At 43.7% G+C, this 25,820-nt stretch carries 24 protein-coding genes; 13 read left to right on the forward strand and 11 right to left on the reverse strand.

The features are described 5' to 3' along the window. Positions 1–75 precede the first annotated feature (75 nt). Genes JHD44_RS00690 through JHD44_RS00700 form a run of 3 tightly spaced genes read left to right on the forward strand, consistent with a single transcriptional unit; the run spans position 76 to position 2,180 of the window. Positions 76–855 carry a TatD family hydrolase gene (locus tag JHD44_RS00690; protein ID WP_199460090.1) on the forward strand — a complete coding sequence of 260 codons (780 nt, stop codon included), beginning with the start codon at positions 76–78 and terminating at the stop codon, positions 853–855. A 13-nt stretch (positions 856–868) separates the two neighbouring features. After that, a complete protein-coding gene (locus JHD44_RS00695) occupies positions 869–1,744 on the forward strand; it encodes a sugar nucleotide-binding protein (protein ID WP_199460092.1) in 876 nt (291 codons plus the stop codon). 31 nt (positions 1,745–1,775) lie between these two features. Continuing rightward, positions 1,776–2,180 carry a hypothetical protein gene (locus JHD44_RS00700; RefSeq protein ID WP_199460094.1) on the forward strand — a complete coding sequence of 135 codons (405 nt, stop codon included), beginning with the start codon at positions 1,776–1,778 and terminating at the stop codon, positions 2,178–2,180. Between the two features lie 35 nt (positions 2,181–2,215). Here JHD44_RS00700 and JHD44_RS00705 read toward each other — a convergent pair whose 3' ends face one another. Both JHD44_RS00705 and JHD44_RS00710 read right to left on the reverse strand, forming a co-directional pair. Continuing rightward, positions 2,216–3,064, reverse strand: a complete 849-nt coding sequence (locus JHD44_RS00705; protein WP_199460097.1) for a hypothetical protein — start codon at positions 3,062–3,064, stop codon at positions 2,216–2,218. Between the two features lie 12 nt (positions 3,065–3,076). Next, a complete protein-coding gene (locus JHD44_RS00710; RefSeq protein WP_199460099.1) occupies positions 3,077–3,616 on the reverse strand; it encodes a YceI family protein in 540 nt (179 codons plus the stop codon). 142 nt (positions 3,617–3,758) lie between these two features. Here JHD44_RS00710 and JHD44_RS00715 point away from each other — a divergent pair, with 142 nt between their 5' ends. Next, positions 3,759–4,649 carry a LysR family transcriptional regulator gene (locus JHD44_RS00715; RefSeq protein ID WP_199460101.1) on the forward strand — a complete coding sequence of 297 codons (891 nt, stop codon included), beginning with the start codon at positions 3,759–3,761 and terminating at the stop codon, positions 4,647–4,649. Positions 4,650–4,704: 55 nt separating this feature from the next. On the opposite strand, the gene JHD44_RS00720 is transcribed toward JHD44_RS00715, so the two are convergent. The 3 genes from JHD44_RS00720 to JHD44_RS00730 form a co-directional block, all read right to left on the reverse strand. Then, complete coding sequence (locus JHD44_RS00720) at positions 4,705–6,621, reverse strand: beta-ketoacyl synthase (protein WP_199460103.1); 1,917 nt, start codon at positions 6,619–6,621, stop codon at positions 4,705–4,707. A 148-nt stretch (positions 6,622–6,769) separates the two neighbouring features. Then, positions 6,770–7,666 (reverse strand): glucosaminidase domain-containing protein, encoded by an 897-nt coding sequence (locus tag JHD44_RS00725; protein ID WP_199460105.1) that lies wholly within the window; start codon positions 7,664–7,666, stop codon positions 6,770–6,772. A gap of 172 nt (positions 7,667–7,838) precedes the next feature. After that, positions 7,839–8,819, reverse strand: coding sequence for a glutathione S-transferase family protein (locus JHD44_RS00730; protein ID WP_199460107.1), 981 nt, complete (start codon positions 8,817–8,819; stop codon positions 7,839–7,841). A 103-nt stretch (positions 8,820–8,922) separates the two neighbouring features. Between JHD44_RS00730 and JHD44_RS00735 the strand changes: the two genes are divergently transcribed. The 5 genes from JHD44_RS00735 (at position 8,923) to JHD44_RS00755 (ending at position 15,697) form a co-directional block, all read left to right on the forward strand. After that, positions 8,923–10,059 (forward strand): GGDEF domain-containing protein, encoded by a 1,137-nt coding sequence (locus JHD44_RS00735; protein WP_199460109.1) that lies wholly within the window; start codon positions 8,923–8,925, stop codon positions 10,057–10,059. A gap of 292 nt (positions 10,060–10,351) precedes the next feature. Continuing rightward, positions 10,352–10,999, forward strand: a complete 648-nt coding sequence (locus tag JHD44_RS00740; RefSeq protein WP_325097022.1) for a TetR/AcrR family transcriptional regulator — start codon at positions 10,352–10,354, stop codon at positions 10,997–10,999. Between the two features lies 1 nt (position 11,000). Then, positions 11,001–11,621 (forward strand): LysE family translocator, encoded by a 621-nt coding sequence (locus tag JHD44_RS00745; protein ID WP_199460113.1) that lies wholly within the window; start codon positions 11,001–11,003, stop codon positions 11,619–11,621. 135 nt (positions 11,622–11,756) lie between these two features. After that, positions 11,757–14,189 (forward strand): endopeptidase La, encoded by a 2,433-nt coding sequence (gene lon / locus JHD44_RS00750; RefSeq protein ID WP_199460115.1) that lies wholly within the window; start codon positions 11,757–11,759, stop codon positions 14,187–14,189. 122 nt (positions 14,190–14,311) lie between these two features. Continuing rightward, positions 14,312–15,697, forward strand: a complete 1,386-nt coding sequence (locus tag JHD44_RS00755) for an MATE family efflux transporter (RefSeq protein WP_199460117.1) — start codon at positions 14,312–14,314, stop codon at positions 15,695–15,697. Here JHD44_RS00755 and JHD44_RS00760 read toward each other — a convergent pair whose 3' ends face one another. After that, positions 15,698–16,456, reverse strand: coding sequence for a TlyA family RNA methyltransferase (locus tag JHD44_RS00760; RefSeq protein WP_199460119.1), 759 nt, complete (start codon positions 16,454–16,456; stop codon positions 15,698–15,700). A 106-nt stretch (positions 16,457–16,562) separates the two neighbouring features. Between JHD44_RS00760 and JHD44_RS00765 the strand changes: the two genes are divergently transcribed. The 4 genes from JHD44_RS00765 to JHD44_RS00780 all read left to right on the forward strand — a co-directional run bounded on the left by JHD44_RS00765 (position 16,563) and on the right by JHD44_RS00780 (position 20,880). After that, on the forward strand, positions 16,563–17,408 hold the full coding sequence (locus tag JHD44_RS00765; RefSeq protein ID WP_199460121.1) for a sulfurtransferase: 846 nt from the start codon (positions 16,563–16,565) through the stop codon (positions 17,406–17,408). A 67-nt stretch (positions 17,409–17,475) separates the two neighbouring features. Then, the gene (locus JHD44_RS00770) at positions 17,476–18,645 is read left to right on the forward strand and encodes a nucleotide sugar dehydrogenase (protein ID WP_199460123.1); all 1,170 of its coding nucleotides are present in this window, start codon (positions 17,476–17,478) and stop codon (positions 18,643–18,645) included. A gap of 121 nt (positions 18,646–18,766) precedes the next feature. After that, positions 18,767–19,783 carry a glycosyltransferase family 9 protein gene (locus tag JHD44_RS00775; RefSeq protein WP_199460125.1) on the forward strand — a complete coding sequence of 339 codons (1,017 nt, stop codon included), beginning with the start codon at positions 18,767–18,769 and terminating at the stop codon, positions 19,781–19,783. A gap of 8 nt (positions 19,784–19,791) precedes the next feature. Next, positions 19,792–20,880: a glycosyltransferase family 4 protein gene (locus tag JHD44_RS00780; RefSeq protein WP_267905799.1), complete on the forward strand. Its 1,089-nt coding sequence runs from the start codon at positions 19,792–19,794 to the stop codon at positions 20,878–20,880. Positions 20,881–20,904: 24 nt separating this feature from the next. On the opposite strand, the gene JHD44_RS00785 is transcribed toward JHD44_RS00780, so the two are convergent. Genes JHD44_RS00785 through JHD44_RS00805 form a run of 5 tightly spaced genes read right to left on the reverse strand, consistent with a single transcriptional unit; the run spans position 20,905 to position 25,762 of the window. Next, entirely contained in the window at positions 20,905–21,819 is a 915-nt protein-coding gene (locus JHD44_RS00785) for a glycosyltransferase family 2 protein (protein ID WP_199460129.1), read from the reverse strand. Positions 21,820–21,832: 13 nt separating this feature from the next. After that, complete coding sequence (locus JHD44_RS00790; RefSeq protein WP_199460131.1) at positions 21,833–22,630, reverse strand: glycosyltransferase family 2 protein; 798 nt, start codon at positions 22,628–22,630, stop codon at positions 21,833–21,835. A 10-nt stretch (positions 22,631–22,640) separates the two neighbouring features. After that, a complete protein-coding gene (gene waaF / locus JHD44_RS00795; protein ID WP_199460133.1) occupies positions 22,641–23,651 on the reverse strand; it encodes a lipopolysaccharide heptosyltransferase II in 1,011 nt (336 codons plus the stop codon). Further along, positions 23,644–24,591 (reverse strand): ADP-glyceromanno-heptose 6-epimerase, encoded by a 948-nt coding sequence (rfaD, locus tag JHD44_RS00800; RefSeq protein ID WP_199460135.1) that lies wholly within the window; start codon positions 24,589–24,591, stop codon positions 23,644–23,646. Before rfaD ends, waaF begins: the two co-directional genes overlap by 8 nt. A 19-nt stretch (positions 24,592–24,610) precedes the next feature. Next, positions 24,611–25,762, reverse strand: a complete 1,152-nt coding sequence (locus JHD44_RS00805; RefSeq protein ID WP_325097023.1) for an AGE family epimerase/isomerase — start codon at positions 25,760–25,762, stop codon at positions 24,611–24,613. Positions 25,763–25,820: the final 58 nt, after the last annotated feature.

Raw genomic sequence — 25,820 nt, forward strand, 5'->3', positions numbered from 1 at the left:
AATATGTGCGGCTTTTTTACACTCCTACCTATCTGCCTGCTAGAGACTTATGGCTTGATCATGTAATCTTTGTACATGTATATCGACAGTCACTGCCACTTAGATTTTCCTCAATTTAAAGATCTTCCCGATCTTATATCCTCATGCTCAGAAGTTGGTGTAAATGAGTTCTTGGTGCCGGGAACGACTGAGGGCTCCTGGTCAAGTTTGATTAAAATCAGGCAAAACTATCCGCAGATAAAGATAGCGCTAGGGCTTCATCCCTATTTTCTAAATGAACGGGTGCAGTTAGATCAAGCGATGCAAAAGCTAGAGCATTTTTTGGGGTATGGAAGTGTCGTGGCGGTTGGTGAAATAGGCTTAGATAAATGGCCTAATATGCCAGACTATCACTATCAATTTGAGGTGTTGTTGGAACAACTTAGGTTGGCAAAAAGGCATAATATGCCAGTGATTCTTCATGCTCGGAAAAGTGAAGATGATCTGCTTAAGGCCATTCGAATGCTGAATTTTGATCGGGGTGGGGTGGTACATGCATTTAATGGCAGCTTCGATCAAGCTCAACGATTTATTAATGATGGATTTGTATTAGGAATTGGTGGCACGGTCACTTATCCTAGAGCTAGCAAAGCAAGACGTGTCCTTCAGGCGCTGGCAGATGAACATTTTGTCATTGAAACAGATGCACCAGACATGCCTTTGTGCGGTTATCAAGGTCAGCCAAACTCTCCGATTAGAGTTGTTGAAGTAGCTGAGCAAGTTGCAATACTTAGAGGTCAGTCGGTTGAGGCGGTTGCTCAATATACGAGTGCAAACTTACAAAGAGTGTTGCCAAATTGGTATAAGGTAAAATGAATTGACAGCTCAAATGAATATTAATGCTCCAATGCGCGTTGTACTGCTAGGTAGTGACACTGAATTAGGTCGCGCTATTAGACAGTATTATGATAACGACTATGATTTCGATTGGTTGGAAATACCGTGCCAGGATGTGTTGGATCAGGTGTCTTCTTCCGTTTTAGATCAGCAATATTGTGATGCGATCATTGATGCCTACTCTTTACGTAGTGCTTTGCAAAATGATTATGAGCACTATCTAGAGGCGCTTGACTCACTGATAGAAAAGCCAACTTGCCCGTTGTTTTATATGTTAAGCGGCGTACAGGTGTTTCTAGGGGAAAAAGAAGCGTCTTATCTTGAAACGGATGACCCAGATGCACGTAGCCGTTTTGCTAAGCGTTTGATGGCGGCTGAGCAAAAGGTATTGGCGTCAGATCAGCATATTGTTCTACGTACTGGCTGGTTATTTAGTGGTGCGCAAGATGATTTTATTGCGAATACCATCAATCTTGTTAAGGCTGGTTCTTCTTTAGAGTTTCATGATACGGCTATCGGCTGTCCAACACCTGTTTCTGATGTGGCTCGGGTTTTGCTTTCCGTAGTGAAACAAAGATATTACGGTGCAACAAACACTGGTATTTACCATTATTGTTGTTCAGAAGAGATTAGCTGGATGGGGCTTGTTGAAGCAGTGCTAACAACAGCGAGTCAGTTCGATCAGAAGGCGCAAACTGTTTTGGAAAACATGGGTGATACTGCGAGTGCCTTAGAAATGGCAACGGATATTAAGCGCCAATCCTTGTCTTGTCGTAAGATTTTTGGGCACTATGGTATTAAACAGCGTTCTTGGCGCCCAGTTTTAAGAACGTTAATTAAAGAACTCTATAATATTCCAGCCACATGATCTGTAAGAGAGTATTTAAGGCGGTTAGAAAGTGAACTTTAAAGCAACCTTATTGGTGTATGTTTTACAAATATTTGCTGCGGTTGTTTGGTATTCTGCAGCACCAGCAAATGTAACGCAGCAAGTAGAAGGTAATGCCTTGGATGGTGTGACAACTGCGAGCCTTTTGGGATTCAGTATCGCTTTATTTTTGTACACTTATTTTAGTAGTTGGTTGTTGGCAAAAACCAATCTTCGTTCAAGTTTTGAACGTTTAGTGCTGACGCTTAGTATTTGGTTGTTCACAGTTTTACCAAATATATTTTTTATGAGTCTGTTTGTCGATTTCAGCCATATGGGCTTGGGGTACTTGTTGTCTTTTGGTTTTATTAGTTGTCTGATTTCGGCGTTAATATTGCCGTTTTGGAGAGCAAGCAGGTCGATATTTAAAGGCTGATCCTCCGCCTTTAAATATCGTTATTATCGCAGTAACTAGTATAGGCTGCTTTCAGGCCACACGCTCCATAAGGATACGCCAGCAATGAAAGCGCTGATCAGCAGTTGAGGCACTAAAGCAATAATAGTTCGTGCTATTGTCCCATCTTCGGTGAAAGCCTTTTGACTGAAGGTGGTTACTTGTACAGCTAGGAAAGCGATAAGCATTGCCCAAAAGGGAAGGTCTGCTAATACGTGAGCCTGTGCAAGCAGGCCGGCTAATATCATGTTGCCAAGTAGTAAGCCGTTAATGCTGCTGGATTTGATTACAAAGCGTTGAGCCAGTATAAAACCGACAACGCTGGCTGCAAGTCCGCCCAACAGTTGCCCAATCAAAAGACTACCTCCGATAGCAACCACTGGAGCTGAGGCTCCTGCCACAATGGCCAATGACGCCATAGGGGCATGAGAGTGCGCTTTTGAAGCAGTAAATAATTGTAGTTGATTACTAAGTACCACAGCGGCAGCGCTCGCTATTGCCCAGATCAGGCTAATAGTCTGCGATTGATGCTGTAGTACTGGATTAAGTAGCCAGTAAAAGGCCACTCCAAATAAAACCAATTGAACAGCCAGTTGCGTGTTTTTACTGATCTTCAGTTGACTCACTAAAGTTGCTAGCCACCCAAATATTACCGCGGTCACTAAGAAGTCTAAGGCTTTACTCGGAGGGAAGTTTAAGCCTGAGTGAATCAGGTTTAACGCAACGAGGAAGCCTGCACCTAAGCCAAACAGGCTTAGGTGTGACTTAACTTTTCCTAAAAGAGTAATAATAACGGCTGCTAAAAAAGGATAGACGGCAGTATTAAGTAGCATAAGAAGGTTTGAGTTGCCTGCTTCCTCGTACATGATGGCTCCTAATTACTGGCGAATGCCTTCGATGAATACTTCAAGCTCTGTCTCATCGGTAACACCTGGGATGAAGTAAGATACACCGAAATCACTACGTTGAATGGTAGTACTTGCCTCGAAGCCTGCTCGGTAGCCGCCCCATGGATCTTTACCTTCACCTACTTTTTCAATGTCAAAGCTAACTGCTTTGGTGACACCGTGGATAGTTAAATCACCGGTTAGTGTCTCGCCATCGAAAGCTGTGCTTTTGAAGGTGATGGTTGTGAATTGTTTAACGTCTAAAAAGTCTGGGCTGCGTAAGTGCTTATCTCGTGCTTCGTGATTAGTGTCGACGCTTGCAGATTGAATGGTTAGTTCAGCGCTACCTGATTTACCGCTGTCATCAAGGCTGAAAGAACCTTCAAGTTCATTGAAACGGCCAACCGTTGTGCTCACACCTAAGTGGCCCACTTCAAATGTAACGAACGAGTGAGCAGGGTCAACCTGATAATCCGCCGCGAAAGCACTAACAGATAGAAGAGCTGCAGAACCAATAAGTAGAGTTTTCATAAAACCTCCAAAGAAACATGATGAGTGAATATGAAGCTAGTATAATCATATATAAATAATACATAATCACCCTAAGTGGCAATTCACTGTTTCATTATTGGAAACAATCTAGGTGGAACTTTTTAATTGAGGAGTAACGCAAATGGATAAGCTTCAGGCGATGAAAGTATTCTGTCGAGTTTATGAAGCAGAGAGCTTTAAAATTGCTAGTGAATCTTTGGATATATCACGACCTATGGTAACGCGATATATCAATGCACTTGAGGAGTCATTAGGAGCCAAATTGTTGCATCGCAATACGCGAAACATCAGTGTGACGCACGCTGGACAACAATATTATCAGCGCTGTTCGAATATTTTAGAGGCGATTGAGGAGGCTGAAGGAGAGTTAACCGATTTAACACATCAACCCAAAGGCCATATACGTATTAGCGTTCCAATGGATTTTGGTCTTTCGCACATGGTGCCTATTTTAAGTGAGTTCTCAAAAATCTATCCAGAGATTACGCTCGAAATAGATTTCAGTGATAAACGTGTGGATTTGACTGAGTCGGGTATCGATCTAGCCGTTCGAGGTGGTGACTTAGGAGGAGATCAGTTTATCGCGAGGCCGCTTTGCTCCATGAGAGGTTACGTTTGTGCTTCCCCTGAGTATTTAAGTCGGATGGGTAGTCCTAAGCACCCAAAAGATTTAACAGATCACAATTGTATGGTTTATACCAATGCGCCATATGGAAACCGCTGGACGTTTAAGAGTGAGCATGAGGAATTTGATGTTCAAATAAGTGGAAGTCTTATGGGCAATAACGGCAGTGCTTTGACGCGATTATCTGTCGCAGGGGCTGGAATTATTATGCAGCCAGATTTTTTGGTAGATAAATATATTGAAAAGGGAGAGTTAGTAACTTTGTTTGAAGACTATGAGACTTTTTCTGGACAGTTTTATGTTGTGTATGCAGAGAGAAAGTTGCTGCCCAAAAAAGTACGGTTATTGATTGATTTCTTGTTTGAACGCTTACAGCTAACTATCTAAGATCGGCACATGTGAGTTAATGTTACTCTCGTGTACCGATCTTGATTGTTAAAACTTAAACCAAATCGTTAAACTCGTTGTCTACGTTCAAATCAACTGGCATTTGGTAGCCAGGTAACTGAATCTTCTTGTCCGATATATCTAGCTCTTCTCCACCAAGAACGTTGAAGCCAAAGCGGTATATTGGCTCGATTTCACCACGAATCATGGCTTGGTTATAGGCTTCGGCAGCTTCTTTTACAGCGCTATTCTTATCTTGGTAAACAGCTAGTTGCTCATCACTGTAGCGCTTACGAAGCATTGACATGGCTTTATTTGGCGATAAAAGTACGGCTGTAGCATTATTACCTCCAAAGCCTTTAGAGTTAAGTAAGGCCGCTTCAAAGTGCTCTTTGCCATACTCTTCATGTTTTAGTTGGAATTTAAGTCCATCAGTATAAACATCATCGGCAACGGCATTTGATGTGACAATGCCTGGCAAAACGCCATGTTCCCAAACACCTAATGACAGGTGAAGTTGATCACCACCAGCGGTACCTTGTGAGTGTCCGAGGTAGGCTTTCATTGCTGTCACAGGCATAGCTGTTGCACCAAAGCTGGTTGCTGCTTGGCTAAGTACATGGGATTCTGTAACGCGGTTTTGTGGAGTGCTTGTACCATGAGCTTGGATAAATGTTCTATCCGTTAGCCCTTCAGAACCGATGATATTCTTCAAGTATGCCATGGCCTTACTAAGGGTTAAATAGTTACCAACCCCTGGTGCGGAAATCGATTTTTTGTATCCATCAGCATAAGCGTACACTGCAGGGATCGCGCCATAAATGGTAGCGCCCAATTCAATAGCTAACTCATCATCCATTAGCAGAGTCCACTGGCTGGATTCGCCAATAGTAAAGCCGCAGTTCTGAGCGAACGGGCGGCAGCTGCGAGTGTGATCTGGTTCTTTTTGGTTTTCCAGTTGGTCTAGCGCAAGTAATGCAGTGTCTTCTGCCAGTGCACCCATAGTTCTGAAACCTTCGATGATCTCAGGTGTAATAGGAGCGTCACTGCCACCGACCATTGCCACACGAACTTTACCTACTTTGATTTGTTCAACCGCACGTTCTAAATTGAAGAAGTAGGTAGCACAGGCACCGATTGATGTACCCACGTTACCAACAGATCCTAAAATATAGGCGTTGACGAAATCCGCTGGCATTTGCGCGTAGCCAAGAGGTAAATGCTTAGAGGTTGTGCGCTTGCCCATTAAAGCTGATTTCAGCATGCCACCAAAGCCAAGGTCATCCATTTGACCGATTGAGTTGGCGGCATAAACCGCAACTTGATCTGGCGCGACAACATTCCGAACTTTATCCCAGTCTAAGCCACTGCTAAGAATGGCATCCGAAGCACCATAAACTGTCATTTGAAGACCGCGAGGGTGGTTACGGCTTTGATACAGTTTTGAAGGATCAAAACCAGTAGGAAGCTGGCCCGCTGCTTTTACACTAAGAGACTTAGAGTCTTTGATGAACGTTTCTAAAGTACCATCCACTGTGATTTCACTGTGTGTTTTAGACAGCTCTTTCACTTGCCAATTAGCGGGTATGTTATCAGGTAGAGAACGTGTTTTAACGCTAAAGCTAAGTTTTTCGCCTTCCGCCACAGGAGTTAGGGCGGAGCTTTTGTGAATAACAACGTTATCAACGTCAAATAAGCTTGGGTGAATCCGACGAATTAACGTACGGGCTAGGATTTCTTCACCAAAAGTATCAATCAGCGTTTCAGCATCAAGGGCTTCACCATCGTGAGTCAGCCAAGCGCCATTTTGGTACTCTGCAATATTAGTAATTGTCGCAAGATCGAGCAGGACTTCCTGCTGAATGGCTTGGGGAAGTAAGTCAAAAATGATTCGACGATACGCTTGATGGAAAGATGTACGTCCAGCCGAATTGATTCCGCCAAAGCCAACAATAACAGGTAAACGGGCCAAAGGAATGTCCTCGATTTATAATTTTCGGTATTAACTAGCGATATTGTAAAGGATGGTGGCGATTCGCCGCCACCCTAGAAGCAGCGAATTTTGTTGTAAAAAGAGAGGATTACCCTAGAAACCAGCAAAAGCTCCCTTTTATTGGTTTCTACTCGTTATTAGTTGCTTCATCTGTGTGTACATTAAATCGCCAGAGTTCATTGTAATCAATTAAACTTTCTATCTCGTCAATGTAATCCTGACCACGCTGAGAGTAGTTCTCTAATCCATGGACTAGTGCAAGGCCAGTAATCGTCTGTTTATTTTCTCTAAGTTCTGCGCGGATATTGCGCAATTCTTTATAAGCCGAGTTGCTGTTTAAGTTGTCAATATAGGCAAATACTGACTCTCTCGCATCGCTGAATTTACGAACCTCATGATCTTGGTCTTCACCTCGAGCATTAGGGACAATGCCGCAACCATGAGTGAAACACCATTGACCAAAGTAATTATTGCCTTCTAGAGCAAAGCGGGATGTTCCCCAAGCTGATTCGTTTGCCGCCTGAGCAAGTACCAAAGAAGCGGGAATGATGTCCACATACTTTAGAAGAACGGATATGTCTTCATGCGTGTAAACGCCAAGCTTTCTAAGTTTGTGGATTTTTCTTAAGGCAGCGATCCACGTCTTGTCTTCTCTTGATGGTGGTTCAGGGCTGTCTAAAATAGTTTGAATACGCGCTCGATCTTCTAATAAAAGAGCATTTTTTTCTTGAACAAACGGTAAAAGGTAACCAAAAAAAGCAGCTTTACGCTTTTGCACATCTTCTATCGCTGCAAAGTCAGGTTTACTTTCATCAATTGGGTGGCTTTTGAAGTAAGCTTCCTCTTCTTCAGTGACAATTGCTTCACGAGAGTTTTGAGCAGGCTCTTTGATTGGCGCTTCAGTTTTTACAGGCTCTGTTGAGAGTGTTTCTGATCCTGCTTGTTCTGTTCCTTGCGGTTCTATCTTGAGCCACAAAATCAAAATAACAAGACTTGATATTACCCAGAGTAACTTACGTTCCATATCCAACCATCATTCACTAAAGCGTTTATATACAAAACGAGCAGCAGGTGAACCTGATGCTCGTTCTGAAAGTTCAATATATGAGCAGCACATTATCCGAAAAAAACAAATAATTTGATAGCTGATAGTTTGAATATTGTCAAAAAGTGCGCAACTTTCCCTAAATTTGTCCTTAAAATTCTGTCAGGAAAATTTGGTTAGGCCCGCTTGGAACGACTCTAGTTGGATTTATGGTGTCATGGCTGTAATAGTAATGTTGCTTTATATGGTCAAAGTTCACTGTCTCAGAGACACTGTCGGTGCGATATAAACGTTCTAAATAGCGATTCAAGTTTGGGAAGTCGATAATCCGTTTTAAGTTGCATTTAAAGTGCCCATGATAGACCGCATCGAAACGAATAAGCGTAGTAAACAGCCGCCAGTCTGCTTCTGTTGCCTTATTTCCGCATAAGTAGGGTTTCGAAGTGAGTTGCTTTTCAAGAAAAGACAGCGTTTCGAATAAGGGGGTTAATGCGTCTTCATATGCTGCTTGTGTAGTGGCAAACCCTGCTTTGTAAACACCGTTGTTAACCGTGTCGTAAATTCTTTTATTGAGGTCGTCAATTTCTGAGCGCAGGTTGTCAGGGTAGTAATCTACTTGATTACCAGTTAAATGATTAAATGCCGAATTAAACATACGTATGATATCCGCTGATTCGTTGGATACGATGGTATGAGTTTGCTTGTCCCAGAGAATAGGCACCGTGACACGTCCGGAGTACTCTGGATGAGCATGTGTGTACAGCTGATGGGCAAATTGGAATTCATAAATAGGATCGCCCATTGGAACGTGCTTATCTAAGAATTGCTCATCACGTTGAAATGTCCAGCCATGCTCTAGCATGTGTGGATGTACACAACTTACGCTAATATGCGCTTCAAGCTGTTTGAGATGGCGAAAAATAAGTGTGCGATGAGCCCAAGGGCAAGCTAATGAAACGTATAAGTGATAACGTCCTGACTCTGCAGGAAAGTGGGTAGAATCATTGCTATCGTATTGCTCTGGTGGAACGAGCCAATTACGAAATTGTGATTGCGAGCGAACAAACTTACCTTGAGTGGCTTTTGTGTCATACCACTGGTCATGCCATTTACCGTCTATTAATAATCCCATAATCATCTCTTGTTCGTTGTTTTCTCTAATTATTAATGAAATTGTTACGTTTTCGGGGCAAGATATTCATTTGTTTTGATCGATTGGTTCGATAGGTTTCTTCATGCCTCAAAGATCAGGCTCTTTATTAGTGCCTCTTTTTATACTTCTAGCTGGCTTGGCAGCTGGTGCTTACATACAAGAGCTGCCTTCATTGGCGCTTCAGTTATTGCCCTGGTTACCTTACTTGTTAGCTTCCGTAATGGTTTTTTTAGCTTGGCATTTTAATCGAGGCAAAGTTTTGTTGGCTGGTGGGCTTGTCTTGCTGCCTGCTTTTTATCCGTATGTGTCCAACAATACTTTACCCAGCAGTTCAACAACAGTGGCCGCCATTGGTTTGGGGCTATTACTGTTACTAAAAGAACGCGGCTTTTTTAATCGCTTCGTTTTTAATCGAGCTTTATTTCTTACCATGTTAGTGGCTTGGAGTATGGCGTATGAGAGAGGCGTTATTAATTTTGATTTTCTTGCCGTCAATGTTCCCTTCGTAAGAATAAAATTATCTAATTTATTGTGCTGGTGCATGATCGGTGCGACATCCCTAGTCAGTTTGCTGTACTGGTGGCGGAAAGCGGATGGTTTCTCAACGGCCGTGTTGATCAGTTTAGCAAGCTTGATACTCATAGAATGCCAACCATTCTCCTCAAATCAAGATGCCGCTATTCGTAGCGCACAGATATTAATCTGGGTTTGGTTTGTTATTGCTGAAAGCCATCGCATGGCATATCGAGATGAACTGACCCAATTACCAAGCCGAAGAGCACTGAATGAAGCGATGGTAGCGTTGCCGAGGCGCTATGCGATTGCGATGTTGGATGTGGATCATTTTAAGAAATTCAACGATTCATATGGACATGATAAAGGTGATGAAGTATTGCGGTTGGTTGGACGTGTTATGCTTCGATACAGTGGAATGGCATCGGTATTTCGTTATGGTGGTGAGGAATTTACCTTGTTATTTAAGGGCAAGGGGGCTGATTTTGCCGAAGATGTATTAGAACAAGTCAGAGAAGAAATCCAAGCACAGCGTCTAGATGTATCGACTGAAACAAGCGCAAAAGAGGTTTCTGTGACAGCAAGTTTAGGGGTGGCCTATGTTAATCAAGGTGAATCACCTTCTGATGTTATAAAGCGTGCTGACCAGGCCCTTTATCAAGCTAAACGCAAAGGAAGAAACCGGTTAATGGTTGCATCAGATTAAAAACTTAAACAAATGGTCAGATTTTTCTTGCACTTCTTTTTTTGTGTCTGTATTCTGACCGAATGTTCAAGTTTTGCTGCATTTTGTGTGGCAAGTCCAGATTACTAACAAGCCAATCATGGTGAGTTGTAAACTGAGCCAACGTGGTACAACAGCACTAAAGGTGTACGCCTAACACCGAACTGTTGTGAGGGGAACGGGGAGCATTGCTCCCCATTTTTAATGTTATCTCGCCTGATTCCCTTTATAATTCACACATCTGTCTGCAATTATTTAAATGACTGAGGCAATTGTGTCTGAATCTCCCAAACGCTCGAAAAACCAGCTGAAAACTCACATCCGTGCTCAGAATCAAGCACTCATTCTCGAAACGGCTGAGCGCATTTTTGCGCGTCAGGGGTTAGCGAAAACTACGACGCAGATGATTGCTGATGAGGCGGGTTTACCTAAGGCCAATATTCATTATTACTATCGATCAAAAAAAGACCTTTTAGAAGCGGTGCTTGAGCGTATTCTGCAGTCATGGCTAGACTCTGTTAGTCAGTTTTCAGAGGAGCTTGGGCCTCGCCATAATCTAACGCGTTACATTAGTGAAAAACTCGACCAATCTCGCCTTAATCCAAGTGCCTCTAAAGTATTTGCGATGGCGCTCATTGGTGAAGAGCCGTTTGTGTTGGAGTTCTTACGCCGATTTTTTGTGGACGAATTGCAAAAAGAGAAACAAACATTGGACCGTTGGGTGGAGCAAGGGTTAATGAAGCCGGTTCCTGTTGAACACTTGTTCATCACTATTTGGGCGATGACCCAAACCTATGCGGATTTCGATGGTCAGGTAAAAGTTTTGTTGCAGAAAGAACAACTTGAAGAGTCTGACTTTAACGACGCCAAAGAGTTTATTACGAAAATGATATTGCTCAGTTGCGGTATCGAGGAAGCTTAAGATGAGTTTTGAAAGTGCATTGACGTTTTTTATCGCCATTTTTATTTTTGGCATTACTCCAGGGCCTGGAGTCTTTGCGATTTTAGCGAAAAGTCTGACTCAAGGTGTTCTAAAGACCCTTCCTCTTTCTGCTGGAATGGTGTGCGGTGATATTCTGTACCTAGTCATGGCATGTTTTGGCTTAGCGGCTATTGCTCAGCAATGGGAAGTATTATTTCTGGTGATCCGTTATGTTGGAGCGGCATACCTACTCTATTTAGGTTGGAAAATGTGGACGTCGCCGCTTGATTTAAGTGCAGAAAACTCTAGTGCCAGCACCAGAAAAAATGGCTGGTCGGCGGCATTGCAAGGGTTCCTTATATCCTCTTCAAACCCTAAGGTTGTTTTGTTCTATATTGCATTTTTACCAACCTTTATGGATGTAACGGTCCTTGATGGCGCAGATATTGTTTTAGCTTCTGTTTTAGCATTTTTAGCACTTATGTTAGGCCTTACGCTGATCTCGTACTCGGCTGCTCAAGCGCGACGATTAATGAAGTCGGAACGCGTTATGAAACGAGTAAACCAAGGTGCGGGTGGTATTATGGCAGGAGCAGGCGCATTTTTAGCGTTACGAGGTTAAACCTAATGACTGCAATATTTATGGATGAATTGCGCAGAAACTCATATCGGATTGTATTTTTCGCAAACGTCACTACATAAGTTTTATTGTTCCTAAACTGATATTTAAGATCAGCGTTTACAGAGAAAGAGACTTATGAGTGACGACGAAAAGTATTTAGATCCATCTGAAGGCGATGTTGTTGAAACGGATGAGGTGTCCATAAGTGACCCACGCTCACTCGCTTTACCGGATGATGTGTTACCTGACACGCTGTACATCCTGCCTGTCTCCAGCAGACCTTTTTTCCCAGCTCAAGTGCAGCCCGTTATGGTGGATGCCGAACCTTGGGAAGACACCCTTGAGCAAATTGCAGAGCAACCACAGTCAGTGGTGGGGCTTGTGTACGCGGAAAGAACGGGTACAGGTGCCCCCAAAGTAGAAACCTTTTCTGAGATTGGCTGTGTGGCGCGAACGCACAGAGCAGAAAAAACAGATGACAAAATTACCTTCCTGGCACAAGGTATCAAGCGTATAGAAGTGGTTGAGTGGCTCAGTACCGAAGCGCCGTATTTAGCGCGAGTACGCTACATCAATGACTCTAAAGTACGTGATGATGAGTCAAAAGCGTATTCCATCGCGATTCTTGATGCGATCAAAGAGCTGATTCGATTAAATCCACTTTTCAGTGAAGACTTGCGCCAGTACTTGGGCAGATTCTCATTCAATGAGCCAGGATTGTTAGCAGATTTTGCGGCGTCTATTACTTCTGCAGAGCCTCAAGAGCTATACGAAATTCTTGCTACACTGCCGATTACTCCTCGTTTGCATGCGTCACTGACCTTACTTCGCAAAGAGCTTGAGATTGCTCGATTGCAGAATGAAATCAGCGAGGAAGTGAATCAGAAGATCAGCAAACATCAGCGTGAGTTCTTCTTAAAAGAGCAGCTGAAAGTGATTCAAAAAGAGCTAGGCATCTCTAAGGATGATCGAACCTCCGATGTGGAAATGTTTGAAGAGCGCCTGCTAAATAAAACGGTGCCCGAAGCGGCCATGAAAAAGATTGAAGAAGAGCTGCATAAATTAAGCATTCTTGAATCGGGCTCACCTGAATACGGGGTGACGCGTAATTACCTTGATTGGGCAACGTCTATTCCATGGGGTGTTCATTCAAAAGATAACCTCGATATTAACAAAGCTCGCGAGGTGTTAGAGCAGCATCACGCGGGTCTTGGGGATGTCAAAGACCGTATTGTTGAGTTTTTGGCGTTAGGTGCTCACCGCCAAGAAATGGGCGGCTCCATTATGCTGTTAGTTGGTCCTCCTGGGGTGGGTAAAACGTCAATTGGTAAATCCATTGCTGAAGCATTGGATCGTCAATTTTACCGTTTTAGTTTAGGCGGGATGCGTGACGAGTCCGAAATCAAAGGCCATCGTCGTACCTACATTGGCGCCTTGCCTGGTAAATTTGTTCAAGCTTTAAAAGATGTAGAAGTCGAAAACCCTGTCATTATGCTGGATGAAATCGACAAGATTGGCTCTTCGTTCCAAGGGGACCCCGCATCAGCGTTGCTTGAAGCACTGGACCCTGAGCAAAATGTGGAATTTCTAGACCACTATTTAGACATGCGAGTGGATCTATCAAAAGCGTTATTTGTTTGTACCGCCAACCAGTTGGATACCATTCCAGCGCCATTGCTAGACCGTATGGATGTTATTCGATTGTCTGGCTATATCGCGGAAGAAAAATTGGCGATTGCTAAACAGCACCTGTGGCCTAAGTTGCTGAAGAAAAACAAGCTTTTGAAAAAGCAGTTAAACATTACCGATGCGGCATTGAAGTACATTATCGAATCCTATGCCCGTGAAGCGGGTGTCCGTGGCTTAGATAAATTGTTACAGAAGATTTTACGTAAATGCGTTGTTCAGCTGATGACAGGAGAAAAAGATAGCATCAATGTTGGTGTTAAGGACGTGGAAACCTTCCTTGGCATGCCATATTTCCGCAATGAGAAAACCTTACGTGGTGTCGGTGTTGTGACGGGTCTTGCTTGGACCTCAATGGGTGGTGCGACACTTCCTGTGGAAGCGAATAAAGTCCATGAACTTAGCCGTGGTTTGAAGTTAACAGGTAAGCTGGGTGATGTCATGAAAGAGTCGGCTGAGATCGCTTACTCATACGTCTTGTCTCATACCAAGAGTTATCAGAAAAATGCGGAATTCTTCGACAAGTGCATGATTCACTTGCATGTTCCAGAGGGCGCCACACCAAAAGATGGCCCTAGCGCTGGTATCACCATGGCGACAGCATTAATGTCGTTGGCCAAAGGTGAACCGGTACAACGCCCACTGGCCATGACTGGTGAGCTGACCCTGACAGGACAGGTGCTTCCTGTGGGGGGAATTCGAGAAAAGATCATTGCTGCGAAGCGTAGCAAAGTCAATGAAGTGATTTTGCCAGAAGCCAACCGACGGGACTTTGAGGAGCTACCTGAGTCGGTCAAAGCGGACATGACCGTGCATTTTGCTGAGCGCTTTGCTGATGTGGAAAAAGTGGTTTTTGCGAAATCTGACCGCGGCATTCACTAAAAACTCCACATTCCTTCGTTCTATCACCTATTAAAAGGTGAGATAATGATTTAGCCGAATCCACTTTGGATTCGGCTTTTTCTTATCCGCGCAGAGCGCGATGTACTTTTTCGAGGGTAGGCATGCCGAAACAGGCAAAATTGACACAAGGTTCAACCTTTAAACACATCTCCATTATGTCATTTACCGGTGCATTAGGTTTGATGGCGATGTTTTTGGTGGACTTGGTCGATATGCTTTTCCTATCGATGCTGGATGAACGTGAAGCCGTGGCGGCAGTAGGGTTCGCCAGCACCATTATGTTCTTTACCGTATCGATTAGCATTGCGGTTTCTATTTCTGCGACAGCCCTAGTCGCTAGAGCGATTGGCGAAGGGAACTTTGAGTTAGCTAAGCGCCGTGCTACCAATGTATTGGGCATGGGGGTTATTTTCTCGAGTCTGGTGGTTTGGTTCTTATGGCCGCGCATTCCCGATATGCTGGTGTTTTTAGGCGCTAATTTCAAAACCTTAGACATGGCAACCAGCTACCTGCAGATTCTTATGTTGGGTATGCCTGCGGTCATGATTGGGATGATTGCCTCAGGTATTATGCGTGCGTTGGGGGATGCTCGACGAGCAATGTATGCGACGTTAGCCTGTAGTATCGTCAATGCCGTACTCGACCCGATTCTTATTTTCCTATTTGGCCTAGGGATTGAGGGGGCGGCGATTGCCTCTTTGTTAGCGCGGATATCCATGGTAGCAGTGAGCTATTATGGTGTGGTGTCGATTCACCGCATGCTCGGAGAATTTGACTTAGTTGAAAGTTTTAAAGACTTGAAGCCTATAGCCGTTATTGCTGTACCCGCCATGCTAACGAATATGTCGTCACCGCTTGCGAACGCCATTGTCATGGAGTTTGCCGCTGGGTTTGGAGATCATGCCGTTGCGGGTATTGCCATCGTCGGACGAGTGATTCCGGTTGTATTTGGTGGGCTATTTGCTTTATCGGGTGCTGTGGGGCCGATTCTGGCTCAGAATTATGGTGCTCGACATTTTCAGCGGATGCATAACGCTATCACTAGTGCTGTGGTGTATGCATTTGGGTATTGCCTTGTACTATGTTCAGCCTTATATATTGCTCAAGACTTTTTAGTGTCGATATTCAACGCCTCCGATGATACCGCTCGTTTGATTCAATTCTTCGCAACATACGGTTCCTTCAGTTTCTTTTTTCAAAGTTTGCTGTTCATTGCTATAGCGGTGTTTAACAATTTAGGGAAACCATTGAACAGTACGCTTCTAAATTTTGGTCGAGCGACATTAGGTACTTTACCGCTTATCGCTTTCTTTGGTTGGTTGATGGGCGCTGAAGGTATTATCTTTGGGCAGGCAATAGGGTCGGTTATTTTTGGTTGTATTGGTTTTGTGATGGCTCGTCGCTACTTGCATGAGTTAGAGCGACGAGACGTAATGGCTTTTCAATCTGATGCGCCAGTACAGCAGGATATCTGCCCTAACAGTTAGTTATGAGCGCTGGGCAAGCAGTACGAATTCTTGGTTGCCATCGCCGCCTTTGATCACACTCTTTTCGTAGCTGATGACGCTGAAGCCTAGTTGCTGAATTAACTGTCTCATGTCTGTTTCAAGTTGTCGGACTTTGTGCTGATCTTTGACAATGCCGCCCTTGCCAATGGCGTCTTTACCTAACTCAAATTGTGGTTTGACGAGAGTGATTAAGTAGCCACCTGAACGAATTAAGCTAGGTAACTGCGGCAGTATTTTTGTTTGGGAAATAAACGAAACGTCCATTACGGCTGCATCAAAACCCTTTTCAGGGAAGTGCTCACCTAGATCCTTTGCACTTAGGTGGCGAGCATTGAGCCCCTCTAAACACACCACGTCGTCCCGTTCACGTAAACGGCGGTCGAGTTGGTCATGTCCAACTTCAACGCCAACTACTCTCGCAGCGCCATGTTGCAAGGCACAGTCGGTGAAGCCGCCTGTAGACTGCCCCACATCAAGTACTGTGTAACCTTGAATGTTTAGGTTAGAGGCTGACAAAGCTCCTGCTAATTTCAAAGCACCACGTGAAACGTAGCGATCGTCTTCATTCAACTCCAGTTTGATTTCAACATCTTCGCTGACTTTAAGACTTGGCTTTGCAACCGTTACCCAGATCCCTTTATCAAAGATAAATACTTTGCCTTGGCTGATAAAGGTTTGCGCTTGAGAGCGAGATTTACAAAGTTGCTTTTCAGTGAGTAATTGGTCGATTCTTTTCATAGCTATCATTTTTAAAGTCAATGCTGGCGCATCATAGCAAAAGAGTGTGAATCGCAGTAGGCTATTGTCAGTTATTCGTCATCTTGCCGATTTAGGAGGCGCTTCAATGGCTTTGCCAACGATGGTTTCTGCAACACAACTTCAAGACATGCTCGAACAGGAAGATTTAGTCATTCTAGATAGTCGCTTTTATCTAACAGATTTGAAGAAAGGCTATGAGGTTTATAAATTTGGGCATATTCCAGGTGCTTTGTTCGTAGACTTACATCATCAATTAGCCTCTACAGAAACGAACTTAACTGGCCGCCATCCACTACCAGAGCCGGATACTTTGTCACAGACTCTTGCTAGTTTAGGCATCACAAATAATTCACAAGTGGTGGTTTATGATGACATGAGTGGGGCAATGGCAGCACGAGCTTGGTGGATGTTGGTTCAACAAGGTATTCAAGTTTATGTACTTGATGGCGGTTTTGCTGCATGGGAAAGCGCTGGTTATCTGATTGAATCCGGTGAAAACTTAGCGACACCCACTGAGCACAGAATCAAGGTAAGTTACCCATGGCTGGTATCTGAAGATGACGTTGTGGCGAATTTTGAAGTAGAGCGTTTTCAACTTCTTGATGCACGATCCGAAGATCGATTTAACGGTTTAAACGAAACGATGGATCCAGTCGCAGGGCACATACCGGGAGCCATGAATCGCTGCTTCACTGAGAATTTAAATGCAGAGGGGTTTATGAAGTCCCCGGCGGAGTTACAGGATGAATGGAGTAGGCTTTTGCAGCATATTGAAAAGCCGATTGTTTATTACTGCGGCTCTGGTGTAACTGCTTGCCATAATGTTCTTGCAATGAACTATGCGGGGTTGGAAGCGAAGCATGTTTTTGTTGGATCGTGGAGTCAATGGGCCAAACGAATGCTTCGCAAGCTTGAAGAGTCAGATGCTTAAGCTGTCATTGTATTGTTATTTTTTGAGTGCAAGATGGCACTTTAAAACAGTTTATTAAGGCTATTAGATGAAAATTGCTGTGGTTGGCACTGGGTATGTTGGCATATCTAATGCGTTGTTGTTGGCAAAACATAACCAGGTAGTGGCTCTGGATGTTGTTCCTGAAAAAGTTGATTTATTGAATCAACAGAAATGCCCAATTCAAGATGAGGAAGCTCAGCACTACCTTGCTTCTGAGTCTTTAAACCTCAAAGCAACCTTAGTGCCAGCAGAAGCCTATGATGGTGCTCATTTCGTAATTATTGCGACGCCGACGGATTACGACCCTGATACGAATTTTTTTAACACATCACTTGTTGAGTCTGTTATTCAGGATGTTATGGCGATCAACCCTCATGCAACGATGGTGATTAAGTCTACTGTCCCAGTAGGCTTTACACGTCAGGCACGAGAAAAGTACGCCACAGATAATTTAATTTTTTCGCCTGAGTTTTTAAGAGAAGGGCGAGCACTTTATGATAATTTGTACCCTTCCCGCATCATTGTAGGCGAGTCATCGGAGCGAGCTAAGCTATTCGCTGATCTTCTTGCTCAAGGGGCTGTGAAGGAAAATATTGATATATTATTAACGGGCTCGACGGAAGCGGAAGCCATAAAGCTTTTTGCCAACACGTATTTGGCCATGCGAGTTGCGTATTTTAATGAATTAGATTCGTATGCTTCTATCCATAGTTTAAATACTCGTAATATTATTGAAGGAGTGTGTTTAGACCCTCGTATTGGTAGTCACTATAATAACCCGTCATTTGGCTATGGGGGCTACTGTTTACCTAAAGATACCAAGCAATTGCTCGCCAACTATGATCAAGTTCCAAACAACTTAATTCGAGCCATCGTTGATGCGAATGTGACTCGTAAGGACTTTATTGCTGATGAAATCATCAAAAAAGCGCCGAAAGTGGTTGGTATTTATCGACTTGTAATGAAAGCAGGGTCCGATAACTTTCGGGCTTCAGCTATCCAAGGTGTGATGAAGCGTATTAAAGCCAAAGGGATTGAGGTGATTGTCTACGAGCCTGTATTGACAGAAAAGTATTTCTTTAACTCTAGAGTTGAGAAGGATTTATCAACGTTTAAGGAAGAGTCCGATGTCATTATTGCAAATCGAGTCACTGATAACTTAGATGATGTATTAAACAAGGTCTATACACGTGATTTATTTGGTGGTGACACCTAGTGAGACATTGAACAAAAGCGGTCACGATGAAACCTTTCTTTAGAGTAACTCTCTACTTAAGCAACAATAAGCTTTAAACTGTTGTTTTTATATAGAAAGTGGCCGCTATTTGGTTTAATGCATGAAAATACTAGTCGTACGAAATGACAAAATTGGCGATTTTGTCTTAGCTTTACCTGCCTTTAAAGCGATCAAGCAGGCATTTCCTAATGCAACGGTTGTGGCGCTTGTACCAGCCTATACTATGGACATTGCTAAGGCCTGTGAGTGGATTGATGAAGTGATTCTGGATCCCAAAAAGCCCGATGAGATCAAAAGCTTCTCTAAAGTGCTGCAGGCTAAGCAATTCGATGCGGCCATTTGTTTATTTTCCAATACTTACAATGCCAAGTTAGTTCGCAAGGCGCGTATTCCTGTGCGAGTGGCGCCAGCGACGAAATGGGTACAATTTCTTTATACTCACACCTTGCGGCAGCAGCGCTCTAAGTCTGAGAAACCTGAATACCAATATAATCTGGAATTAGCGGATTACTTGATTAAAGTGTTAAACGGCCCTAAACACACTACCTCGCCGCATCACTTATTGTCTGTGAGTGATGACCTAAAAATGGCACAGAAAAGCAAGCTTAATAAAATGTTAGGGGTGTCTTTTGAACAACGTACTTGCTTTATTCATCCCGTAACAGGTGGCTCCTCTAATACACTTACTCAAGCGCAGTGGAGCAAGCTGATTATCTTTTTAAATCAGCTGACGCCAACGCACTTCGTGATTACTGCAGGTCCAGGCGAAAGTGCCATTTCGAAAGCCTTAGTCGACTCAATGGAAGACAAAGTAGAGCGCATCACTTTATACGATGAAAATGACGGTGTTGAGGACTTTGTACGTTCTATTGCCGTGGCAGACCTGTTTATTGCTGGTTCAACCGGCCCTCTTCACATCGCAGGGGCTTTGGATGTTCCAACGATTGGCTTTTATCCTAAGAAGCGCTCATCAACGCCATTACGTTGGCAAACACTCAATAGTAAAGGGCGCTGGTTCCCCATCAAACCAAATGAGCAGCAGGAAGATTTGACTCAGTTAGATATTGAGCCGCATTTTTCAGACATCAAAAAATGGTGTGACGCCTTAGAGAAATGACATAACAGATGAATATTTTACATATATGCTTGTCGCACGGATTTGGTGGTTTGGAAATGTATCCACTTCGTGTTGGCAAAGAGATGAAAGCTCAAGGCCACAAAGTGTATGGAATCTCTTTTCATCAATCCTCGATTGCAGAGGCAATGACTGAGCAGTTTGATGGATTTAAGGGCATTCATAGCCGGGGAGAGGGCTACCGTTGCCTTTTTCAGCTAGCAAATTTTATCAAGCAAAACCAGATTCAGTATGTGCATTGTCATAAGTCTTCTGACTTGGCTTTAGCAGTATTGCTGAAGAAATTGTGTGGCTTCAAACTGGTTTATACCGATCACATGGGGGTGAAAAAGCCTAAGAAGGATCTTTTCCACCGTTATATTTATCGTAATGTTGATCAAGTTTTATCTATCAGTCAGTTTACACTGGCTCATAATAAACGAGCTTTGCCTGTGTCTGAGGGCGCTATCCAAGCGCTATGGTTGGGGACGGATATACCTGAACTGCCATTTACTCAGGAAAAAAGTGGGCTCAAAGACGAGTTGGGGGTGTCTGCTGACACCTTTGTTGTGGGGATAGTAGGTCGTTTATCACCAGGTAAAGGGCATCTCGAATTACTCAAAGCCATACAACAACTGGGTAATCGTTTTCACCTTGTCATTGTCGGTGGCATGAATGCAAAGCAAGGTGGAGATGAAGATTATATTGCTATGCTACAGTCATTTGTCTCGCAGCATAGTCTCAGTAAACAAGTCACTTTTTATGGTTTCTCAACAACACCTGAGGTGCTATTAGCAGGTATGGATGTGGTAGCCATTCCATCACATCTAGAGGCCTTTGGCCTGACTGTAATAGAAGCGATGGCGCGAGGCAAAGCGATTGTTGGTTCTGATGCAGGTGCTATTCCAGAGATCTTGGCGAATACTGGATTATTAGCGAATCCATTTGATACAGATGAATTCGCCAAGGCAATCCAAGCTCTATGTGAAGATGCCATAAAAAGAGCAACCTTAGAACGTGCGGCTTTTGAAAGAGCCAAGCACACATTCAATCAAACAGTTCATGTTGAAAAGCTGCTGAACGTTTATCAGCAGCTTTAGTTCAAAAACGAATCTGTTTGATATTTACTTTGGCGAAATAGCTTGTTGGTGCCTTAGGCTAAATGGGGCTTTATTTGTTTGAAGAACGAACCAAAGCAATGGCGTATTCTGCTTATTTTTAATCGCTTTCTTTAAGTACTTCAATGCAAATAAGGTTTTGAGCACGGTTCTTTTAGGTAAGCCAAAATGCTTATCTAAAAGACGGAAATAAGAGATGATAAATTCGCGCTCAATTTTCATATTACGCTCGGTACTCTTGCCGCAATAGTGGACGAGTTTTGAGTTGGAACGAAATTGAACTTCATATCCGGCGAGCCATGTTCTTCGTGATATGTCTTCTTCTTCGCAATACAAGAAGAAATGCGTATCAAAACCGCCTATGGCCTCAAAGCATTCGCGTTTAAAAAACATAGCTGCGCCACTGACGACTTCGACTGAAATGGTTTCATCATAGGTCTTTTTACTGTTATGTCGAATGCCTTTTTTGAGCCAGCGAGCAAATGACTTACCCAGTGTGCGTTCTGCAATATTTGGGAAATTACCAAAGCTTGAGACTAGATTTTGATGTTCATCGTATTGTTGTGCTGATACTAGGCCAACAGTAGGGTTGCTGTTGCAAACTTGCCATAATTCTTCAGGGATGTCCGTTAGCAGGGTCGTATCATTGTTGAGGAACAGGTAATGCTCTGCATCTGGTGCGGCATGTTCCACCCCCAGCATGTTCCCCCCAGAGAAGCCTAAATTTATGCGGCTACGCACGATTCTGACATTTTCTTGGTTGTGCAGCGGTGATAGCTTCTCAAAGTCTTCTAAACTTGAGTTATTGTCCACCACAACAATTTCGTGGCACTCAGTTGATACCTTGCGAATACTTTCAACCATCTTCAGTGTATCTTCAGCACTGTTGTAGTTGATGGTAATGATCGAAATGTGCCGCATGCCTATCTGACCCTTAGCTTTTTGAATGTTGTGTTTGATCTTGCTGGCGAACCCACAGATCTGCGTATTTAACAAATGTTGAATGAGCGGATAAAACGGCTAACAAAAAACCTTGTTTACCGTCTAAAAAGCCACGTTTAACGAGATACATCTTAACGAAACATGCAAAGGCATGCAGGCATGCCGAGCTTAGTGAAGTGGTTTTACCACGCTTTTGCTTTTGGTCGGCTGACAGCTTGGCATACGACGCAGACTTAACCAAGTAGTGGTGCAAATTATCGTAGGTGTAGTGGGTCATATCGCCCACCAGCGGCTGAGTACTTACGCCTTCTTTTAGTTGTACTTTCTCATGCACTAGGTCGTCGGAGTAGCCACCTTCATTGACACGATACAAGCGTGTGACACGATCTGGATACCAGCCAGAGTGGGTAATAAAGCGACCAAATACCCAGCTTTTTCGATTCACACTATACGCCGTATTAGGACGCTGGGCAGTTAATGCTTCTAAAATACTCGCCTCAAGCTCAGGTGTAACCACTTCATCTGCATCAATCCAGAATACATAGTCTGTATCGATGTAAGCTTGAGCCGCTTGGCGCTGTATGCCAAACCCTTCCCAGTTTTCTTTTGTATAAAAATGAGTCGTGTATTGGCGTGCGATTTCCTCTGTGCGATCCGTACTACCAGAATCCAGCAATACAATTTTATCAGCCCAGTTCATTAGGCTGTCGAGGCAGGCCTGAAGATTTTTTTCTTCATTCTTAACAATCAATGCCGCAGTCACTGTGGCGCGCTTAGCTGGGCTGTTCATGGTGGGTGTCCTAGCGATCCAGTTGTATCGATTGAATAATTTGCTCGGGTTTTAGCTGGTTTAAGCAGTTCGTGTGTTCCAATGGGCAGGTTCGCTTAAAACAAGGTGAACACTCTAAATGCAGGTTGTGAATGACTTTATTCATTGTAAGTGGTGGAGTGAAGGCTTCGCTGGTGGAGCCATAAATACCATGAACCTTTGTGCCTACAGCCGCTGCGACATGCATTAGCCCCGAGTCATTACTGATGGCCAGTTTTGCCGCCGCTAACAGGTCAATAGCATCGACCAATTGGGTTTTGCCACATAGATTATGGGCATGCTGACCTAAGTCTTTGATAATAACATTGCCATCATTGATGTCTTTCGGGCCACCTAAAATCCAGACTTGATAGCCTTGTGTAATCAAGCGCTCAGCTAATTCATGAAAATGAGCTAATGGCCATTGCTTTGCTGGGCCGTATTCTGCTCCAGCCATCATGGCGACTGCGGGTCGACTACTGTCCAAACTATGACTTTGGTAAAGTGCTGCTTGATTACCTTTATCCACGGTCAGCACCGGGTCGGGTAAGTTCTGCGGTGGATAAGCAATAGATTTATTTACACCCAAAGAAACAAAGCGCTTTACTGTCTGGTTTAAGGTCTTTTTATCTAGCTTCCGTCGTTCATTAAGAAGGATGTAGCGCTGCTCGCCATGATAGCCAACACGTTTTGGTACTTTAGCAAAAAATGGTACCAAAGCTGACTTCCACGAACGTGGCAGTACGATAGCTTCATCGTACTGTTCACTTTGCAGGGATTGACCGAGTTTGCGGCGAGTAGAGATACCCCACTCGCCATGCCCTGTTTTAAGCGTAATCGCGCGGCGTACTTCTGCCATGCGTGCAATAATTGGGCTTGACCAAGCGGGGCCTATTACATCAATGATGGCCTCTGGGTCCTGTAGCTGTATGGTCTTAAACAGGCTTTGTGCCATGACCATATCACCGACCCATGAAGGCCCAACAATCAAATATTTAGCCACGTTGATCTAGCCATACCATGTAGTCTTTAACGCCTTGAGCAAGACCACGGAAAGATCCCTCGTAACCTGCCTCACGAAGTTTAGTAATATCCGCTTGAGTAAAGCTTTGGTAAGCGCCTTTAAGGTGTTCAGGGAATGGAATGAACTCAATCTCCCCTTTACCGTAATGCTCAATGACTGTCTCAGCAATCGTTTTGAATGGTTCTGCGTTACCCGTACCTAGGTTGAAAATACCTGCTTTTTCAGGATTATCTAAGAACCAAAGCTTAGTGTTGACTAAATCTTCTACATATATGAAATCACGGCTTTGGCCACCTGCTTCATAGCCGTCATAAGCACCGAACAATTTCGGGTTTTCGCCGGCTAAAACTTGATTACGTAGGTGGAAGGCCACACTTGCCATACTGCCTTTGTGGTTTTCGCGAGGTCCATATACGTTGAAGTAACGGAAACCTACGATCTGCGAAGATGCGGTTGGTAAAATCTCACGCACGTATTGATCGAATTGGAACTTCGAAAACGCATACATATTTAGTGGGTTTTCGTTTTTGCGAGACTCTTGGAAAACGGGACCAGGGCCATAAACTGAAGCAGAAGAGGCATAAGAAAAGGCCACTTTATGGTCAATACACCATTTCAACACCGCTTTTGAGTACTGGTAGTTGACGTCCATGACGTATTTGCCATCCCATTCTGTGGTCGCAGAACACGCACCCTCATGGAATACTGCTTTAGCTTGGATATTCAGTGAGTCGGTTTTAATCGCTTCAAGGAAATCGTACATATCCATATAGTCAGCGATGTCTAGGTCAGACAGGTTTAGACATTTCTTACCATCTGTTAGGTCATCGACTAGAAGAATGTCACGGATGCCGCGATCGTTCAGTGCTTTGATAATGTTGCTGCCGATAAAGCCGGCGCCGCCAGTTACGATATACATAGTCTAAGTCCCGTAATCTTTAAGAATCTCGCCATTTTAGCACTTCTGCTAAACCTAGAAAGATGTGATACCCCGTGGTGCCAGGTAAAGGAAAACCTTTGCTTTGATTATTAGCATCTAGGTATTCAATCCAGCGGCCACGGTCAATGAAGTAGTAAGTTTGTAAAAAACTCAATGCGCTTTCCAATCGATCGCATCGTTCGTTCTCATCCAGTTCAGCAACGCAACAGGCTTTTAAATATTCGGTAATTGGCCAAATTCGCTTATCAGCGTCAACGATTTGGAAGGTATTGCCATCCATACTGTTAACAATGCCACCATTCGTACTCATGCCGTGAGTTGTTGCCACTTGCCATAATTGCTTTGCAAGCTCTAAATCTTGCTTACGCCCTGTGATGCGATAGGTTTGATGCAGTAGCCATACCCACTCAAAATGATGGCCAGGCTCGACTAAGTGACCTGTTTTCACATCAAGGGATAGGTCCGCATTGAAAAATTCTCTCAATGTACAGGTTTTCGGCTCAACAAAATATTGTTCCGCCAGTGAACAGATTTCACTGATTCGTGCCACATACTTTTCTGCTTGAGTTGCCTCAAACGCTGCCACAAAACCTTCTAATAAATGCATGTGCGGGTTTTGACGGCGCACAGTTTGCCCATCTAATGGAAACGCCTCATAAAAGCCGCCGTTGGGGTGGCGCATTCTTTGGTCTAAAAACTGATCGGTTTGCTCAATAAAGGTTAATGCCCGTTCATCTTTGGTCAGCATAAAGTAATGACTGAACGACAGCATTACAAAAGCGAGTGCGTAGGCATCGCTTTGCGTATCAAGTATGGTCATGTCGTCGTTGCGTGAGAAAATCCAACGATCATCGACAAAATACAGCTCGATAATGGCATTAAATAAGTTTGAAATGTGTGTGTCATAGCCGGATACCAACCCAAGCCTAGTTGCATGGCTTAAAGTGTATAGTTGACGACATTGTGTCAGCAGGCGTACGCGTCCCACAGGGTTGGGTTGCCAGTCGAGAGTTAGGCTTTCAAGGCTGTGACCAGTGTTTGTAAAACCGTGGTTGACCCAGTTAGGGATCAGTCCTTGGAAAACGTGATCTGCACAACTCTCTATGCGTTTGTGCAAGGTTTGAGGTATTTCCATGTTGATCAATTTCACATGAGTCCAAATCGAAAGTTGCTTATGATAAAATGTCCGACTTCAAAAATCGATGAAA

Origin of the sequence: Marinomonas ostreistagni (genome assembly GCF_016461785.1) — a bacterium.
Taxonomy (GTDB): domain Bacteria; phylum Pseudomonadota; class Gammaproteobacteria; order Pseudomonadales; family Marinomonadaceae; genus Marinomonas; species Marinomonas ostreistagni_A.

Excerpts from the sequence above, each read along its gene's own strand:
- JHD44_RS00690 (WP_199460090.1), top strand. The coding sequence starts at position 76 with ATGTATATCGACAGTCACTGCCACTTAGATTTTCCTCAATTTAAAGAT.
- JHD44_RS00695 (WP_199460092.1), top strand. The coding sequence starts at position 869 with ATGAATATTAATGCTCCAATGCGCGTTGTACTGCTAGGTAGTGACACT.
- JHD44_RS00705 (WP_199460097.1), bottom strand. The coding sequence starts at position 3,064 with ATGTACGAGGAAGCAGGCAACTCAAACCTTCTTATGCTACTTAATACT.
- JHD44_RS00710 (WP_199460099.1), bottom strand. The coding sequence starts at position 3,616 with ATGAAAACTCTACTTATTGGTTCTGCAGCTCTTCTATCTGTTAGTGCT.
- JHD44_RS00715 (WP_199460101.1), top strand. The coding sequence starts at position 3,759 with ATGGATAAGCTTCAGGCGATGAAAGTATTCTGTCGAGTTTATGAAGCA.
- JHD44_RS00725 (WP_199460105.1), bottom strand. The coding sequence starts at position 7,666 with ATGGAACGTAAGTTACTCTGGGTAATATCAAGTCTTGTTATTTTGATT.
- JHD44_RS00730 (WP_199460107.1), bottom strand. The coding sequence starts at position 8,819 with ATGGGATTATTAATAGACGGTAAATGGCATGACCAGTGGTATGACACA.
- JHD44_RS00735 (WP_199460109.1), top strand. The coding sequence starts at position 8,923 with ATGCCTCAAAGATCAGGCTCTTTATTAGTGCCTCTTTTTATACTTCTA.
- JHD44_RS00745 (WP_199460113.1), top strand. The coding sequence starts at position 11,001 with ATGAGTTTTGAAAGTGCATTGACGTTTTTTATCGCCATTTTTATTTTT.
- lon (WP_199460115.1), top strand. The coding sequence starts at position 11,757 with ATGAGTGACGACGAAAAGTATTTAGATCCATCTGAAGGCGATGTTGTT.
- JHD44_RS00755 (WP_199460117.1), top strand. The coding sequence starts at position 14,312 with ATGCCGAAACAGGCAAAATTGACACAAGGTTCAACCTTTAAACACATC.
- JHD44_RS00760 (WP_199460119.1), bottom strand. The coding sequence starts at position 16,456 with ATGAAAAGAATCGACCAATTACTCACTGAAAAGCAACTTTGTAAATCT.
- JHD44_RS00765 (WP_199460121.1), top strand. The coding sequence starts at position 16,563 with ATGGCTTTGCCAACGATGGTTTCTGCAACACAACTTCAAGACATGCTC.
- JHD44_RS00770 (WP_199460123.1), top strand. The coding sequence starts at position 17,476 with ATGAAAATTGCTGTGGTTGGCACTGGGTATGTTGGCATATCTAATGCG.
- JHD44_RS00775 (WP_199460125.1), top strand. The coding sequence starts at position 18,767 with ATGAAAATACTAGTCGTACGAAATGACAAAATTGGCGATTTTGTCTTA.
- JHD44_RS00780 (WP_267905799.1), top strand. The coding sequence starts at position 19,792 with ATGAATATTTTACATATATGCTTGTCGCACGGATTTGGTGGTTTGGAA.
- JHD44_RS00785 (WP_199460129.1), bottom strand. The coding sequence starts at position 21,819 with ATGCGGCACATTTCGATCATTACCATCAACTACAACAGTGCTGAAGAT.
- JHD44_RS00790 (WP_199460131.1), bottom strand. The coding sequence starts at position 22,630 with ATGAACAGCCCAGCTAAGCGCGCCACAGTGACTGCGGCATTGATTGTT.
- rfaD (WP_199460135.1), bottom strand. The coding sequence starts at position 24,591 with ATGTATATCGTAACTGGCGGCGCCGGCTTTATCGGCAGCAACATTATC.